Source organism: Bdellovibrio sp. HCB337 (assembly GCF_047302465.1).
Classification (GTDB): domain Bacteria; phylum Bdellovibrionota; class Bdellovibrionia; order Bdellovibrionales; family Bdellovibrionaceae; genus JACMRP01.
On record NZ_CP178621.1, the window covers coordinates 4140898 to 4157812 of the forward strand.

The 16915-nt window shown below is 44.9% G+C and carries 15 protein-coding genes; 9 read left to right on the plus strand and 6 right to left on the minus strand.

Annotation, left to right across the window (positions count from 1 at the left end):
• Positions 1 to 65: 65 nt before the first annotated feature.
• Positions 66 to 194: a hypothetical protein gene (locus ACLWBB_RS20030; RefSeq protein WP_413289347.1), complete on the minus strand. Its 129-nt coding sequence runs from the start codon at positions 192 to 194 to the stop codon at positions 66 to 68.
• 35 nt (positions 195 to 229) lie between these two features.
• Positions 230 to 1075, minus strand: a complete 846-nt coding sequence (locus ACLWBB_RS20035; protein WP_413289348.1) for a hypothetical protein — start codon at positions 1073 to 1075, stop codon at positions 230 to 232.
• On the opposite strand from ACLWBB_RS20035, the gene ACLWBB_RS20040 reads away from it, so the two are divergent.
• Complete coding sequence (locus ACLWBB_RS20040) at positions 1075 to 2187, plus strand: M23 family metallopeptidase (RefSeq protein WP_413289349.1); 1113 nt, start codon at positions 1075 to 1077, stop codon at positions 2185 to 2187. The genes ACLWBB_RS20035 and ACLWBB_RS20040 overlap by 1 nt on opposite strands.
• Before the next feature lie 13 nt (positions 2188 to 2200).
• On the opposite strand, the gene ACLWBB_RS20045 is transcribed toward ACLWBB_RS20040, so the two are convergent.
• On the minus strand, positions 2201 to 3493 hold the full coding sequence (locus tag ACLWBB_RS20045; protein WP_413289350.1) for a hypothetical protein: 1293 nt from the start codon (positions 3491 to 3493) through the stop codon (positions 2201 to 2203).
• 140 nt (positions 3494 to 3633) lie between these two features.
• Between ACLWBB_RS20045 and ACLWBB_RS20050 the strand changes: the two genes are divergently transcribed.
• From ACLWBB_RS20050 to ACLWBB_RS20085, 8 genes are all read left to right on the plus strand, one after another.
• The gene (locus tag ACLWBB_RS20050) at positions 3634 to 4533 is read left to right on the plus strand and encodes a UTP--glucose-1-phosphate uridylyltransferase (RefSeq protein ID WP_413289353.1); all 900 of its coding nucleotides are present in this window, start codon (positions 3634 to 3636) and stop codon (positions 4531 to 4533) included.
• Positions 4530 to 5360 carry a hypothetical protein gene (locus tag ACLWBB_RS20055; RefSeq protein WP_413289354.1) on the plus strand — a complete coding sequence of 277 codons (831 nt, stop codon included), beginning with the start codon at positions 4530 to 4532 and terminating at the stop codon, positions 5358 to 5360. The genes ACLWBB_RS20050 and ACLWBB_RS20055 overlap by 4 nt, the downstream gene beginning before the upstream one ends.
• A complete protein-coding gene (gene priA, locus ACLWBB_RS20060; protein ID WP_413289355.1) occupies positions 5357 to 7411 on the plus strand; it encodes a primosomal protein N' in 2055 nt (684 codons plus the stop codon). Before ACLWBB_RS20055 ends, priA begins: the two co-directional genes overlap by 4 nt.
• Positions 7412 to 7515: 104 nt before the next feature.
• A complete protein-coding gene (locus tag ACLWBB_RS20065) occupies positions 7516 to 8280 on the plus strand; it encodes a CFI-box-CTERM domain-containing protein (RefSeq protein ID WP_413289356.1) in 765 nt (254 codons plus the stop codon).
• 54 nt (positions 8281 to 8334) lie between these two features.
• Positions 8335 to 9492 (plus strand): FAD-dependent oxidoreductase, encoded by a 1158-nt coding sequence (locus ACLWBB_RS20070; protein WP_413289357.1) that lies wholly within the window; start codon positions 8335 to 8337, stop codon positions 9490 to 9492.
• An 89-nt stretch (positions 9493 to 9581) separates the two neighbouring features.
• Entirely contained in the window at positions 9582 to 10487 is a 906-nt protein-coding gene (locus tag ACLWBB_RS20075; protein WP_413289358.1) for a hypothetical protein, read from the plus strand.
• Between the two features lie 78 nt (positions 10488 to 10565).
• Positions 10566 to 12500 carry a prolyl oligopeptidase family serine peptidase gene (locus ACLWBB_RS20080; protein WP_413289359.1) on the plus strand — a complete coding sequence of 645 codons (1935 nt, stop codon included), beginning with the start codon at positions 10566 to 10568 and terminating at the stop codon, positions 12498 to 12500.
• Between the two features lie 82 nt (positions 12501 to 12582).
• Positions 12583 to 13770, plus strand: a complete 1188-nt coding sequence (locus ACLWBB_RS20085) for a hypothetical protein (RefSeq protein WP_413289360.1) — start codon at positions 12583 to 12585, stop codon at positions 13768 to 13770.
• Positions 13771 to 13773: 3 nt separating this feature from the next.
• On the opposite strand, the gene ACLWBB_RS20090 is transcribed toward ACLWBB_RS20085, so the two are convergent.
• From ACLWBB_RS20090 to ACLWBB_RS20100, 3 genes are all read right to left on the minus strand, one after another.
• Complete coding sequence (locus ACLWBB_RS20090) at positions 13774 to 14262, minus strand: hypothetical protein (RefSeq protein ID WP_413289361.1); 489 nt, start codon at positions 14260 to 14262, stop codon at positions 13774 to 13776.
• Positions 14263 to 14464: 202 nt separating this feature from the next.
• Positions 14465 to 16309, minus strand: a complete 1845-nt coding sequence (locus ACLWBB_RS20095) for a hypothetical protein (RefSeq protein WP_413289362.1) — start codon at positions 16307 to 16309, stop codon at positions 14465 to 14467.
• A 153-nt stretch (positions 16310 to 16462) separates the two neighbouring features.
• Entirely contained in the window at positions 16463 to 16801 is a 339-nt protein-coding gene (locus ACLWBB_RS20100) for an ankyrin repeat domain-containing protein (protein WP_413289363.1), read from the minus strand.
• Between the last annotated feature and the right edge of the window lie 114 nt (positions 16802 to 16915).

The following is a 16915-nucleotide window of genomic DNA, read 5'->3' on the forward strand; positions in this document are numbered from 1 at the left end:
TTAGACAAACGAAAAAAGCCGGGTATACCGGCTTTTTTATTTAAAACTTAAGCAATTACAAAGACTTAGTCTTTGAAAAGGGCTTTTGCAGACTTAGTAGTCCCTTTAGTGCGAAGAGCAGCTTTACGCTTAGTGCCGCCATTAGTTCTTTTCTTTTCGCGAATGTATTCAGTCTTTTTTGTTTTAGAAGCCATGATTCTCTCCCAGTTTTAACGAATGGTGTTAGGTATCAAAAGGAAAACAACAAGTCAATGGAGTGGCGATCAAAATCGACACCTTTTATCGACCCTTGATAGGCATAGTTTAGGCCAAAAACCGGCCCACTAAAGCCCGCCCCCACCGTAAAGAGCTCCTGACTGGCTAAAATGTCGTTCTTATACCCCACACGGAAGATCACCCACTGGTTTAGCAAGCTTTCGATCCCCGTCATATAAGCCGGTTTGCCAAAATTGTTGTTCTTGGCGGACTCGATATCCAGGCGAAAGCGGAGAAAGCCCTTATAGATATAATTCATTGCCACGGCCATCGCTGGCTCCAAACGAACCTCTTCAGGCACATCTTCATTGACGCCAAAAACATTATAAAAAACGTAAGCAATGCCGACAGTATCGATCGGAGTATAAAAGAACCCAAGGTTGCCGTTGGTTTGATTGTAGCCCTGACCATCAATTTTCACCGAGCTCAAAATACCCGTCACACCCATCGAAAATTTATTCGTCACAAAATCTGCTAACGACAATCTTGTGTCTTGCCACTGGACCTTGCGATTTGCGGCGTCCGTCACTTTTCTTTGGAAGTAGGAAAGGCTAGCTGGCACCACGACTTCACGCGAAGCCTCGCTCAGACTTAGGGATAGATCTTCTTTACTAAACGTAGAGTAGACGTAGCGACCCCGCAAGTGCACTAAACCCGCTGGATTCAAGTAGTTGACGTCTCCGGCATCCACAGCAGCTCGTCCAGCACCACCAGTTGCGTCTGTCGCGGCACTAGAAAAGTTTTGGGCATGAGCCAAACTCGAGATAAAATAGAGACTCAATAAAACAGGATGTTTTAACACGCTTAAAGGATTGAGCATTGAAGTACCTCTACTATTTCGTACTCACGAGTTGTTTCGTTTTTTCGCTGTTATCCTACCAAAGTGCTCTTGCAGGAGCCAACGGCTTTATCGCAAAAAAGGTACAAACCGGCGATAATGTTGTCTCGTTGCTGAAACAATATCGCTTTTCCGAGGCTGAGCGCAGCCGTGTCTTGGCACAAACCCCATCTCTTCACCGTTTGTATTTGCAACTAGACGTCGGTTATCTCGTAAAACAAGACGACGCGCAAACAGAGCTTCGCTTGTATGATCCACAAAAAGATGTCGTTTTCGTTATCAAAAAGACCGGCAAAAACATTGAGTCCAAAATGGCCCGCACGCTTTATAAAACAACTATCGCACGTGTCGATGGTAAAGTGCGCGGATCTTTGATGGCGAATATTTTGGAAAAAGTGAACAGCAATTGGGTGGCGTCCCGCTTTATGGACGCCTATATCATGGATCACAATTTGAATCGCGGTATTGAGCGCGGTGCGAACTTTTGGTTCACGGTCGAGAAAAAATACGATGGCCCTTTCTTTATCCGCTACGGAGAAATCCTACAGACCTCTTTAGAATTACGTGGTCGGAAATTGCAAAAACGTTTTGTCAAAATCAACACTGACGGTGGCGTTTTTATCTCTGAAAATGACATGATTAAAAACCGCCCGTTTTATGCTCCTGTCGACTACTTGCGAATCGCGAGTTTGTTTCAGCCGAACCGTCGTCATCCGATCACGCGCAAAGTGCAACCACATCTTGGGATCGATTTCGAATTGCCGGAAGGCTCGCCAATTTATGCGGCTCGCTCAGGCGTTGTTGTTCGCTACGGTAAAAATCACGCAGCTGGAAACTATGTCGTTCTTTTACATCCAGGCGGAGTCGAGACGGCCTATAATCACATGAGTCGCTTGCATACTAAAATCCGCCGCGGCTTAAAACTGAATGCGGGTGAAAAGCTGGGTGAAGTCGGCTGCACAGGTTATTGCACGAAAGCGCATTTGCATTTTGCCGTTCGCAAAAATGGCCGCATGGTAGATCCACTGAAGTACCTGCGACCTTATCCAATCTTTGCTGAAAATCTATTGCACGCGAAAGTCGCTCAGTTCTAGAGCGACTTGGTGATTAATTACGAAGACAGACTGTGACGTATTGGGCGCAACGATTTGTGATCGCTGGATTCGCTAAACCTTGAATGCCTTGATAACATTCATTCGCTTGGTTGTACTCTACCGGCTCGTCTGTCGTACCTGAAGTATTCTTATAGCAAGATCCTGCTTTAGGATATACACAACGACGGTCCACGTTCACATGCCACTGTTCTGGTGGAAGGTGACGGCGGATAATTTCTAATTCACGACGATAGTTTGCATCACCCATGCGATCGACAGACTCTGCAGGGCAATATCCCGGAGAAGCTGTATTTGCAGCATCGTCCGCTCTGACAATCAGATAACGGCGACCTTGCGCACAACTCCATACGCCACCTGAAGCAACAGATGGGTTTTCCAAATTAATCTCGTTCACCCCTACAAGAATGTTGTTTGGGTTACGAGAGTTCGGCTGAACAGCCGCATTGTTTGCAATTCTTTGTGTTGCCGGAGCGATATCAGCTGCAAAGGCCAGGTTGTAACCACGACCATAAGCGATCGTCGTATTGGTGACGGTTTGCCCAGCACTATTTGTCGAAGTAGCACTTGCTGGCAATCGCGCTGCAAATGGAGAAGTTCCCGCAGCAGTGTAAGTCAACGACAGCATCCCGTTGTTAGAAAGGTCATTACGAAGACTGTAAGCTAGGCCTTCGTTACCATTGTAAGTAAGTTTTGCTTCCATCACGCGTTGAGATTGATTCAAAGCTAGTGGGAAGTAATTCACCACGCCACCCAAACCACGGAAGATCGGCTCCATAATACGATCGTCTGTCAGGTCCGTCATAAGATTCATATAATCCACACCCAAAGCTGGAGTTGAACCGCTTGGGTTACGAATTTGCTGTGGGCTGCCGCGAGTACGCAATGCCATCTGCAAAGTCGGTGAAGCATTTTCTTGAGTTTCACCCACGTAAGCTTTCATTTGCTCGACAGTCACTGTGGTCGCTGGGTATTGAGGCTTCAGGCTTGAGTTCGCATAAGTTATAAAATTCTGCGTTAATTTTACGCCACCGTTATCATACGCGCCGGCTTTGAGGGTAAAATAAGCCGGGTTGCTGGTAAGGCCAGCGCCAAAACATGAATTGTAAGTGATTTGATCGAAAGTAGAGTCAAAGGCGAAAGGTGCAGCAGTGTCTTTGCTGGCCATATCGACATTGTCTTCAGCAAGCGCATCATCAAAACCTGCTTTTCCGCAGTTTTGAAAAGCGAAAATAAGGATCCCTGCTGCCAATGCAGCGGATAAGGACTTAACCAGATTACTACGCACGTCGGTCCTCATAGTTCCCCCAGTATTCAGACTAACACAATCCGTCTTAAAATCGCGCTCAAAAACCACGAACACGCACAAAATGAAACAGGCAGGTTTAAGACTTGTCTTAAAATGAAACGTTTGAGATTTATTAGAGCATGTCTAGAGTTAAAAAAGCAATTATACCAGCCGCCGGGCTAGGGACTCGTTTCCTGCCTGCCACTAAAACCGTCCCTAAAGAAATGCTTACCATCGTTGATGCGCCAATCATTTTTTACGTGGTTGAAGAGGCCGTTAAGGCCGGCATCGAAGACATCGTCTTGATTGCGGGTCGCGGAAAACATGCCATCGAGGATTTCTTTGATACCTCGTATGAGTTGGAAGACCGTTTGGCGAAAGATGGTAAAAGCCATTTGTTAGATCGCCTCACTAAAATCCGCAGCATGGCCAACATTATCAGCATTCGTCAAAAACAAGCCCTCGGCTTGGGCCATGCGGTCTTGAGCGGGCTCCCTATCGTTGGCAAAGATCCATTTGCAGTTTTGCTCGGGGATGAAATCACAATGGGTTTCCATGGTGAACCCAATGTAACAGCTCAATTGGTAAATTCATTTAACGAAACTGGCACTTCAACAATTGCAATCATGGAAGTGGCAGAAAAAGATGTTTCAAAGTACGGGATTGCCGAGGTCAGCGAACAAAAACCTGGCTTCTTCAAAGTAAATGCTTTGATGGAAAAGCCAAAACCGACGGAAACCAAAAGCCGTTGGGCTTTGCCAGGCCGCTACGTTTTTGATAGCGAGATCATGGACATTCTGAAAGTTGCTAAACCTTCTCTCGGTGGGGAAATTCAACTCACCGACAGTATGAAAGTCCTTTGCGACAAAAAGGGCCTCAACGCCATGACGTTTAAAGCCAGCCGTTTTGATGCGGGTGATAAATTAGGCTACCTTCAGGCGAATATTGAGCTAGGCCTGCGTAATCCTGATTTGCAAGCAGGGCTTAGAGAATATATTCTGCAGGTATCTGAAAAAATTAAGAATGGATCCTTTGTATGATAAAAGCTTTATTACTTCTTCTCACTCCAGTTTTTGCTTACATTCCTCCGACACGCATGATTTTGCAAAGAACGGCGGAAAACGCTGGTTCAGGCATTTACACGATCGAGCAAGAAGTTCAGTTCAACAATGTCCAAGACTCTTTATTTTTGAAAGAAACTTGGGTGATTGAAAACGATCGCACGATGCGTGTGACCGTGACTGGAACAAAAGAACTCAAAGATCAAATTAAGTTGCAGTTTATTTACGCTGGTGGACAGCGCTGGAGCATGAACGCTGCTCGTGAAAGCCGTCGTATTTCTGAAGATTTTCTTGAAAAGTATTTTAACTTCCGTTCGACCGATCAATTGGCTGCCAACCTTATGCAACTAAAAATTCTGCCGGCTAATGCTTTTGCGAAAAAGCCTATCCCGAAAAACTTGGACAACTTGAAATACGAACCAGACGATTATGTTCGTCTTTCTCGTGCAGGTGGTGTTCCAAATTACGCATTCGGCGCGCCTACTGCTAACGATAGCGCAAGTTCTCCAGGAGTTTGGATCGAGCAAGATCAGTTCTTGATTCGTAAACTGCGTTTACCAAGCCAAGTAGAAGTCACGGCAGACAACTACAACCAATACGCGCGTGGCTTGAACTATCCAAAGACCCGCACAATTCGCTGGGGTCAAAACACTGTGAATATTCGTTTGATTGGCGTGAGCTCTCGCTCTGGTCAGGCTGGCAACACTTTCCAACCTGCTTCTTTGGATGTTTCCACAAAGCTAGATGGATTAAACAATCAGCCAGCACGTGATGCTGTAATTGATTTCTATTCGAGGTTTCGATGACGGATCAGCCTCTCTGGAAGATCGCTGTTGATACTCCCCTTCCAGAAGCCCTCACCTACTTGCCCATTCCGGAAGGACCGGAGTTGCAACGTGGCCAGTTGGTGAATGTTCCGCTGAAAAAGCGTACAGCCAAAGGATTGGTACTCGGGCCCTCGACAGCCTCTTTAAATCCAGACATCGTATTAAAATCTGTGCAAAGTGTGGATGAAGAATATCCGGCGCTTCCAGAGCATTTTATCAAATGGCTTGAATGGCTCGCACATTATTACATCCACCCAGTGGGAATGGTCGCAAGTCTTGCGTATCCACCGTTGAGCAAACCTCAACAGGTGCGTAAATCATCGCGCCCTCCAGTGATTCCAATAATGGAATCAGAAGTGCCGCCCGAAATGACTCCCGAGCAAAAAACCTGCTTCGAGACAATTTCTCAGTTTAAAAAGTTCTCATCGCATTTGGTTTTTGGTGTCACTGGTTCTGGAAAAACAGAGGTCTATCTTCGCCTTTTGGAAAAAACTTTGGCCGAAGGCAAAACAGGTTTGGTGTTAGTTCCCGAAATTTCTTTGACACCACAATTGATCCATCGATTTGCCCGTCGTTTTGGAGACAAGATTGCAGCCCTGCACTCGCAGCTGACAGATCGCGAACGAACAACTCAATGGTGGGACATCATTGAGGGACGCAAATCTATTTTGATTGGCGCACGCTCGGCCCTTTTTTGCCCGATCCAGAATCTAGGCCTGGTGATTGTCGACGAAGAACATGAACCTAGTTACAAACAAGACGAAAAATTAAAATATCACGGTCGTGATGCGGCGGTGATGTTAGCAAAAATGGCAGACTGCCCGATTGTTTTGGGCTCTGCCACTCCAAGTTTAGAGTCCTGGAAAAATACCCTTGAGCAAAAGTATCACCTGCATACTCTCAGAAATCGTGTCGCTAATCGTTCGCTGCCTGACATGTCGGTTGTGGATTTGCGTGGGGAAAAAGCCTCGGAAGAAGCTCAACAGTTAAAGCAAGAGAAGTATTCTGAATTGCCTTTTTGGCTGAGTCCTCTGCTTTTTGAAAAGATGAAAGCCACCCTTGAAGCGGGCGACCAAGCAGCTTTGTTTTTGAATCGTCGTGGAGTCGCGCAAATGGTGTTGTGTCCAGCTTGTGGTCACACTCGAGAGTGCCCAAACTGCGATATCAATCTGACATTGCATCATCACTCGCATTTGGTCTGTCACTATTGTGATTATCACGAAAGCCTCAAAGAAAAGTGTCCTGACTGCAAAGAGGGACATCTTGAGGCTATGGGTCTTGGTACTGAGCTTTTAGAAAACGATTTAGCAAAACTTTTCCCGGATAAAAAAATCTCAAGAGCTGACCGTGACGAAATTCAAAACCGCGCAGATCTAGAAAACCTAATTTCAGACATGGAAAGCGGCGCGATTGATATTCTTGTCGGCACGCAAATGATTGCAAAAGGTTTGGATTTTCCAAAACTTAAACTCGTGGGGCTTGTGCTTGCAGATGTCGGCTTTAACTTGCCTGACTTCAGAGCCACTGAGCGCAGCTTTCAATTAATTACGCAAATGAGTGGACGTTCTGGTCGTCACGTAAAACCTGGCGAGAATCCCGGGGCCGTTGTTGTTCAAACTTATAATCCTGAACATGACAGTTTGGTTTTCGCTCAGAAACATGACTTCGAAGCTTTTGCCCAGCATGAACTGAATAACCGCAGCCAGCTTAGTTATCCGCCGGTAGGAAAACTCATCGGTTTCCGCATTCAAGGAAATCACCTTCGTGTTGTTCAAGATGCTGCCAGACTTTTGGCTAAAAGAGCTCAAGCATTAAAAGCTCAGTTTCCTCAATACGAACAAGTTGAGATTCTCGGTCCTGCAGAAGCCCCCTTAGCAAAACTCAAAGGCAAATTCCGCTTTCATCTGCTACTAAAAGGTCCTCAGGCTGGAATCATCAATGCGTTCGCCCGACAAACGATGGGGAACGAAGAGTGGGTACCAACAGGGATCAAAATCTTGATCGATGTAGACCCTATGAACTTACTCTAAGCCTTGGACAAACACGAATTAGACTGTAACATAGTCAAATGATCCAGTGCCCCCGTTGCGGAATTCAAGTTACAGAGTTACATCCAGTCCCTGGCGAGCTTGCTATGAAATTGCAATCCGCTGGCGAAACTGTGCCGGGACAAGTGTGTGTCGGTTGTATCAACGAACTCCAAAGATCCGCAGCGAACAGCAGTGGCGGTGTTTTGATGGCTCAAGAGCGAGCCAAAGAACAGCATCGTTTGCAGCTATGGAAAAATCGTGTGCAACTGATCAAGCAAGCTCGTACTTGCATGAACCAAAAAATGTATTCCGAAGCAGCTGGCGCGTACGAAAAATATCTAAAGATCATGGAAATCGTTTTTGACTGTAAGAAAAACGAACTCAAGCCAGAACTTTTTAAAGAGAGCGCACGTCATACCGAACTGACTGTTGTGGCCTCGGTCTATTGGGACCTTCTTCGTATTTACGACATGAACGATCGCTACAATGAAAGACAAAATCATTGTGCAAAACAGTTGGCGAACTTTATTCGCTTTACGCCTATTTATCCTGACATCATTCGTAAAGCAGAAGTTTTTCAAAGATCTGCAAAAAACCCGGCTGTTATTAAGCAGTTTTTAAAAATGTCTTCCGCAAGTCGTCCTCGATGTTTCGTGGCCACAGCGGCTTTTGAAAGTGTTTACGCTGTGGAAGTTCAACAATTGCGTTTTTTCAGAGATCATTCTTTGAAGAAGCACGCCCTGGGACGTCATTTCACTCTGTGGTATTACCGCGTTTCCCCGAAAATCGCTTGCTTACTCGACAAGCATTCTTGGGCCAAACCCGCCGTCCGAGCCCTTCTGCGCGTTTTGATTAAATGCGTTAGTTAGAATCTCTCATCTTTGCACTTGCAAAGGTCCTCTTGGTTGCCACATTGTAGAAACATGGCTCAAAAAAGATCTCAAAATCACGTATATGACTATGCAATTATCGGAAGTGGACTCAGTGGATTGAGTATTGCGGCGGCACTTAGCCGTTTTACAGACAATATCGCTTTGCTTGAAAGTGGCGATGTTCCTGGCGGCATGAATCGCGCGATCAAATTCCCAACTGGTATCATGAACAACGGTCTTCGTTATGTACCGGATACTGAAAGTGCCCACAAAGCTCTCGAATTCCTAGAAAATATTTTGGGACTTAAAATCATCGGCGAAAGTGTCGAAGCTCCGCCTATCACTTTTGCTTCTGGCACCTTCAAACCTTTCGTCGGCTTCGGTGATAACCCTCCTCCTTTCTACGAAGAGTTGAACTACTTCACTGCTAACAAAAGTTTGAATTTAAAACTAGAGCCCTACGCTTGGACTCAATTGCTCTTTGAAAAATTCAAAGGCGAGTTCATGCCTCGTTCTTACGTGACTAAATTCAATTCTTTGAATGAGCAAGTCACACAAGTGACTATCAACGGCGCTAAAACGCTTGCTGCTCACAATTTTATTTTCTGCGGATCTGTTAAAGATTTGGCTTTGCTTCTTCCAGAAGATGCTTTGGCTCCTCGTGCGCGCCAAAAACTAAGCAAAAACGTTTACTGGACTGCTTTGTGCTTGGATGTCTGCCACTCTCATGAAGTGACAGAAACTCCATCAATGCATGTTTTGAATGGCACGACAGATGACGAGATCGGACCTTGTGCTGGTCGCTTCATGCCTGCAATCACTGAAGGTGAACAAAAACTTCAGGCTTCTCAATGGATGACGTTCATCGAAGAAGAAGTCACTGAGGACAGCGAAGTCGTCGCGGCTTCTTTGAAGAAAATCAAACGCCAAATCAAGCGCGCATATCCTGAAGCTCTTGAATCTATCAAACTTGAACGCATTATCGTAGCTCCGCAAATCGCAGGCAACGGTGAGCTTAAGTTGAGCGGCAATCAGTCTTTACCTGGTTTGCAAAACCTTTGGATAGGTTCTACTTCTGTAAATGCTCAGAAAAATATCGTTGGAGCTTTATCTCAAGCGCAGATGGTGATTGCAGCCCTTGGCTTTGAAATCACTGCTCCTGAGTTTGTCAGCGAAACTGAGACCACAGAAATCGAACCTTCTCTATAAAGATCTATTGATCAACCCTCTTCTAGACTTGCGCCACATCCACACGATTGGTGAAATAAAAAAGTCTTTCCACAGAAGAGGGTTTTTTCATGAAATTTGTAAAATACATTTTAGTCCTGGGATTGATCGTTTCTGCTTGTTCTAAAAAAGCAGAAGACTCTGAAACCATTTCCGATGAGCTTGCTCAGAATGTCGGTGATATGATGGCCGGCGTGGATGAAAGCGGAGGTTCAAATGGAACACTCGCTTTCCGTAGCGAAGTTTCCGGTGCTGAACGTATTCTTGCAAAACATGCTCCCGCAGATCTGCGTTGGAGAACCGTACTAGCAAAAGTACTTCCTGAAGCACGCGCGACGAGCTGCTATGGTTATGGATTTGGTGCGTGTACAAGCTCAACAATCACAAGAAATTTCAATAGCTGCACGATTGGCTCTGCAACAGTCACAGGCGATGTTGATATTACCTGGGCAGGCACTGGCGTTACGACGTGTGCATTAAACCAATCGGGCAACACGATCACTCGTGATCCAAACTTTACAGTAACAGGACCTTACGGTGGAGCGTTCCACGTCGCTAAAACAGCCACTATCGGTCAACGCATCACTTGGGCTAGCGGCACGGGAACTACCAAGGCATTTAATTTTTCTAATGATGGTATTCGTCGCTGGGTCACTACTCCTGGCGGCACAACTATATATGACTACACTACGACGACGACTTCAGACATTACCGTTACCGGCACACTCCGTTCGAATCGAGTTATGAACGGTGGCACTCTGCGTGTAACAAACAATCTGACAAGCGCAACTTGCGACATTTCACCAAGCAATGTGAATTGGAGCTCCGGCTGTACTTGCGCGTCTTCAGGATCGTGGTCAGGCACTTGCTCTGACGGAAGTTCAGTGAGTCTAAGTATCACCTCTTGCGGCTCGGGTACTTTGACAATCGGCTCTACATCGAGAGGTGTCAGCTTCGATCGGTGTACTGGAACATAAATCCAGGCTTCTAGACCTTTAGCGGTTTCTTCAAGAACCAGGCTTTGATATTCTTCATTAGATTTAATGGAGACTCCTATGAAGAATATCTTACTGGTTTTTTTATTTGTTTCATTAGCTTGCAGCCAATCCCCTAAAAAAACAGAATCCCCTTCTGGCTATTCGGGACTTGGTAAAGAATCTGTTTCTGAAACAGATCTAAAAAAATACGCGCCCCCATCTCTTACACCTCAAGCAGAACGTCAGATTCGTGAAATGATGGATATTTCTTCACCGGGAATGGGAATGCTCTCTCCTGACAAGAAGCGCTTCTTCTTTACTTGGAAAATCACAGGCGTTCATCAGATCTGGTCACTAGAATCAGCTCGCAACTTTCCAGTTCAGCTCACTGGTGGCAAAGATTCTACCCGTATCGAAGACATTACTCCTGATGGAAAATGGCTTATCACTTCTCAAGATAAAGATGGCGCTGAAAATCCTGGTATCTATTTAATGAGTCAGGATGGTCTTCAGCGAAAAACCATCTTTGAAAACCCAAAGATCCAAGCCTTCTTAAGTTTTGTTTCTCCGGATAGTAAATTTCTTATCTATTCTGCCAATGACGAAAAAGCAGATAGCTTTACTTACTATAAGTACGATCTTGCAACCGGAAACAGAGAAAAGATGTTCCGTGAAGACGGTCGTTGGTTCATTACAGACTATTCCAAAGACGGCCGTTGGCTGATGGGAAAAGCGGTCACCAACACGGCTCGTGAATATTACGAGTACAATCTTAAAACTAAAGAGTTAAAACCACTTCTTGGCAAAGGTGAAAACGAAGAGTTCCAAGCCCGCTACGCGAAGAACGAAAAAGATCTTTTAGTGATTACTCCGAAGTTTGGCGACTTCAGTAAGCTTTACCTCGTTAAAGACGGTAAATGGAAAGAACTCTTTGCACCAAAAAGCGGCGACGTTGAAAGTCTCAGCATCGATGAAAAACGCACCCGCATTTTAATTAGCACGAATGAAGAAGGTTACTTTAAAGTTCACGGGATCGATGCCGTTAACTACAAAGCGATCCAAATGCCAAAGCTACCGCCAGCAGAACATATCAGTGTTGGTAATACGACTTTAGATGGCAGTGTTACGATGTTCTCGATATCCACATATAAATCCCCACGCATGAGCTACGCGTACAATTGGAATACTAAGAAACTTCAGCAGTGGGTTCACCCCAGCACTCCTGGTGTGAACTTTGACCGCTTCGTGCAAGCAAAGCTTGAATACTATACGGCGAAAGACGGTACAAAAATCCCGATGTTCGTCCGTCGTCCTCCACAATGCGAAAAACAAGCTTGTCCTGTCATCGTTGATTTTCACGGTGGACCCGAGGGGCAAAGTGTTCCAGGATTTAGCCCTGTGAACCAGTTGTATCTAGATAATGGCTTCATTTATGTCGAACCCAATGTTCGCGGCAGCTCCGGTTATGGCAAAACGTGGCTTCACTCTGACAACCAAGCAAAACGCCTGAATGTTATCACCGATATTGAAGACGCCGCAAAATACATCCGCGCTAATTGGAAAGTTACTAAAATCGGCGTGATGGGTGGAAGCTATGGTGGCTACTCCACGTTCATGGCAATGACGAAGTTTGCAGGTGCCTATGATGCCGGTGTTGCTTCTATCGGTATGACAAACTTGATCACGTTCTTACAAAACACAGCTCCTTATCGTCGTGCTCTGAGAACTCCCGAATACGGAGATCTTGAAAAAGATCACGATGCTTTGGTTGCACTTTCGCCAGTGACTTACATTAATCAATTAAAGTCTCCGCTGATGATTATTCAAGGCGTGAACGACCCTCGAGTTCCAGCGGGTGAGGCAATCCAGTTCCAAAAAACTCTCGAAAACAAAGGAATCGCATCGTCTTTGATTCTCTTTGCTGACGAAGGGCATGGCGCCGAAAAGAAAGACAATCAAGTCTTGTCGGTTGGTCACACCCTAGAGTTTTTTAAGAAACACTTAAAGAACTAAGCCTCTCGATAACGGAACAAATATACGGGCCTGGTCTCGACAGAATATTGTGGCGGGGGATATCCTAACCTTAGGAGTCCCCATGAACTATAAATACGCCTTATTTTCATTGGTCCTTGCTGCTTGCAGCTCACAACCCCTCGTTGCTCACAAACCGACAAATCCAAATCCAAATTCAAATTCAAGAAAAGTTTCAAGTGAAGGTGTCGTTGGCATCACAAGCCGCGAAACTCTTTTGTACAGTTGGACGAACAACCCTCAAGCTTTGTCGAGTACTGCTGGCTACATAAAATCAGAAACAGACTTTGCCCAAGGTTGTTTGCCCCAAATTGCAAAAAGCAAACGCGCGGTGCCGAAGTGTGAAGGCAATGGCATGACGGCGGGTCCCGGTTTTTATACCGTCGACAATCCTTTTACGTCACATGATTATGGTAGCAGCGTTGTGATTGTTCCTGCCATTGCTGGTGATAGGAATGTCATTAACGTTCAAGAGTTTTCAGAAGCAGGAACAGCCGTTGACCGCGAAGACTATGGAAATGCAAAACACAAAGCCATTGCTTATATTTTTCGGGCTTCTGATTTCAACACCAATGCCCTTGTTGTTCGAGACCTCAGTTTTTTAAATACCCAACAAGCTCAAACGATTCCACTCAATCCAAATGGGTTCAAAAAACTCGATGCTCATGCCACTTACACCTGCAACAGCAACTCATCTATTATTGATATTCTTCAAAATTGGGGAGACCACATGGATTACATGAGTTTGGTTTTTTTCAGTCTTAACGACGATTCCGGAAATCGCTTTGTTGAAAACAATCAGCTCAACACCAATGCTTTGTTAGCAGTCACGGCCTCAGATGCGGTCGCCATTTCAGACAAAGCACTTGCGGAAAAAATCAAAACGATCCAAGCAGTCGCTCCAGATACGGAAGAGTCTTTCGTCCGCTATGCCTGTACTGATACTGGCACCGTCTCACCAAGAGCATGCCTAGCCCGCAGAGTATTTGATTCCGCTCGTAATGACATGGGTTTTGGTCAGCGTCCTACTTATGCTTGGGAGTTACCAACGGCTTTGAAAGCCTTTGTGATCCTCGATATCTTAACTACGAACGAAGCTGAGCAAATCAAAGACAGTGAACAACTCAAGGCCTTCTTATCACAAAAAGCGAGAAGCAATACGACTCGCTTGAAGAACGCCCAAGAAGCTTTCCGTTGTGTGCAGCACTACAAAGCGCAGCTCGAGAAAAACCACTTGGGCCTTTGGAACTAAGTACTAGTTTCCAGCGCAGCTTCTAAGAACTTGGTCAATTTCACTAACTTCATCGCAGCCGAAGTGACCAAGACGGTTACAAACAGAATCTAAGCAGCTAGTATCGTAGTTTCCAACACAGGCTCTGCCAACAGATGTAATTTCCGTTATTTCATCGCAACCAAAATGGCCTAGCTTTTCACAGGCAGCCGCGACACAGGTTCCGTCATAGTTACCGCGACAGGCTCGCCCTACATCTTGAATCTCGCTCATGTCATCACAACCGAAATGGCCTAATTTTTCGCAGGCAACATCCGTACAAGAAGGGCCCGAGGGATTGCAATTAATCGGTGGGCGGCTACTGACGCTCGAAAACAGCTTCGCTTTCATTTCTTTTTGTTGATAGTACTGATCAACTAACTGTTGAACCGTCAATTTTTTTGCTGGAGCACTCCATGCAAGAGGAGTTGCAAAAAGCACCACGCTGATAAGCAATCTTGAAATCAACTTCATAAAGGAACCCTTCTTTGATGTTTTTTAGAGCCATATTGACTCTTTTTTTATTACAAGAGTCTACCTTTCAATTTCAAGGCCAAAGTATAAATGTCATGATGATGAAGAAAAACAGACAATACAAAAAAGTAAAAGCCGAAACCGCGCATTGCGGATTCGGCCACTAAAAAATTTAATCTAAGTAATGGAACAAAGGAACGCTCTAGCGCGCGGTTCCGTTTGAGTCGTTAGGTTGTTGGTCAGAGTATGGACGTTGGAATCCACGCTTCATCTCTTGCTGACTTTGGTAATAGCTTTTACAAGTCGCATTCGAACAACACTGAAAGAAATCCAACGCATCACTCGTTGTACTATGAACCTCATTATTTAGTGTCGTAAAGACCATGTCCTTCCCATTTGTTTTAGATAGCTTGAGAAGCTCTCTCTCAACATAAGATTTGCGCCAGCTATGTGCAAAATTGTCGACATTGCCATCTTTCTCATTTTGACTCTTATCTGCGTTCGGAAAGATTCGTTCAAATTCTTTTCTAAAAGCTAACATTTTTTTATTTTCATTCTCGGCATATTGTTTTTTCTCTAATTGCCAAGTTTTGTCTAACTTGTCTTGGTCTTCGTAAGACATAGTCAAATGGACATACCCTCTCATTGCATCTAGGTTTTTGGGGCGCTCAAGGGGTCTTAGACGATTTGCGTAAGCAACAAACAGACCGCGTGTTGCATCGAACTCTCGGCTAGCATAGTCACAACCGGCGCTGGAACCACCTGTGAAACTCCCAATCACACAGTCTAGATTTTTCTTCACAGACTCTTCTGTAAATGGCTCAAGGTCTGTGGGCCTCAATCCATCCAGTTTATCTGAGATGATATCCACTATGTCCCTAGTCCCGTAGTAGACGTCTTTTGCCTGCTTAATATGTTTTGCTCTCTCTGCGATAATCTCTTTACTTCTCTCATTAATAAATTTTTTGCGCGCTTCTTCCCAGGTAGTGACCTTTGGATATTTTAGACTGGCGGCAAACTTCCTCGTCATGTCCCCATAGGTCTCGTCATCAGAAGGACTTCTATCTAAAATTTTTCCCATGCTTTCAAGGTCCTTAACCTTGACTTGTCTTTTTGCTTCCGTATCGACCACCAACTTATCAAACTCTGCTTTGTCTTTTACTGAAACATTGTTGTAAATGTCTTCGCCTGTGTAAAAGTCCATTTCTCGGCAGCTCTCACCACTTTTATTTGGGTTTTCACAGCTTACCCATCTTTTTTTGGCTGCTGAGTACTGATCTCCGGGATAGTAGCGAAATTCGATACTTCTATCGTCAGACAAATATTGAATCGTTCTGACGTTTTCTTTATTAAAGCCTTTGATTTTCAATCCTGTGCCATTCGAAAGCTCTACGTGATCTGCCTGACATACCTTGTGTGCAAACTTATCGGTGACCGCGTCGCTAAATCGGAATTGACCTTGCGTATACGCCGATTGCTCAGCCTTAGCCAGCTCAGCTTTTTTGTTCTGATAAGCTTCACTAGCCAAACTAGAAAGCCCACCCAACGCATAATAAGAAGCTACACCGCCTACGGCGGCTATCGTCATCGACTCTCTCGCATAGGCCGATTCGACCACAATTTCAAAAATACTGAACTGCTTGTTTTTTTCGTAAGGCATCCAATCAATTAGATCCGATAACTTTGCAAAGGAGTGGAACTTACGGTCAGTAATGAAAGCGAACGGCTTTAGGCTTGTGATAACCATTTTTACTGGAGGTTGCGAAGCATCTTTAGGATAAATCGTGACGTGATTCCCTAACGCTGCAAAGTGAGGAAGAGGATCCTCACCATGTTTTTTCAAATAATTGCCGAGCTTGTTTCGATCATGCTCAGAAATTCCGTGAATTTTTTGTGGAAACAGAGATTTTAGATTTTTTTGCGTATTTAAAAACTTCGCCATCGTTTCAACTTCAATGGCTAAAGCTTTACCGTTCTTCACTGCAAAAACATTCTGCGTGCAGAACAAAACTAAAATCGACATGACCAATGAAAAGATCTTTTGCATTCAAAGCCCCCTGCACTTCTATTATAGCCGGTGATTTCATTGGCAAAAATACGACTGTCGTAAAACTAGACTTAATAGAACGCTCACCCTGTATGTTTTCTACGGCAAACGCATTCCATTTTATTGGTAGCGGAACTCTTTGTCCCGAGTACGCTATTTGAATTTGAAAAGGGCTTGCATTTTTTGCAACCAAGTTTGTGTTGCAGATTTTTCCTGCAACCACTGAAGGACGTCCTGTCTGTCGTAGCGCTTAGCCGCTTGCGCGGGTGTGAGGTTATCAAACTCGGAACGCAAACATGGGTCTGCCCCGTTCTCTAACAAAAACTTAGCAATATCTACGTGGCCAGCAATGATAGCCGCCACAAGTGGTGTCGAAAGGATTTCTGGATGTTGGTAATTAGGATCTACTCCGTTCTGGATATGATATTGCACCAACCCCAGGTCCCCTGATGTGGCAGCTTTGTACATTTCTTTCCAGTCACCCGCTGACATAAAGCCTCCTCAACAGGCACCCAACTCTATTCGTAACATCGTTATCATCGTCGACGTGTTTGCAAACGTTCCACGCTAGACCTTCGTCGCAAATCCCAACAGCGAAAATTGAAA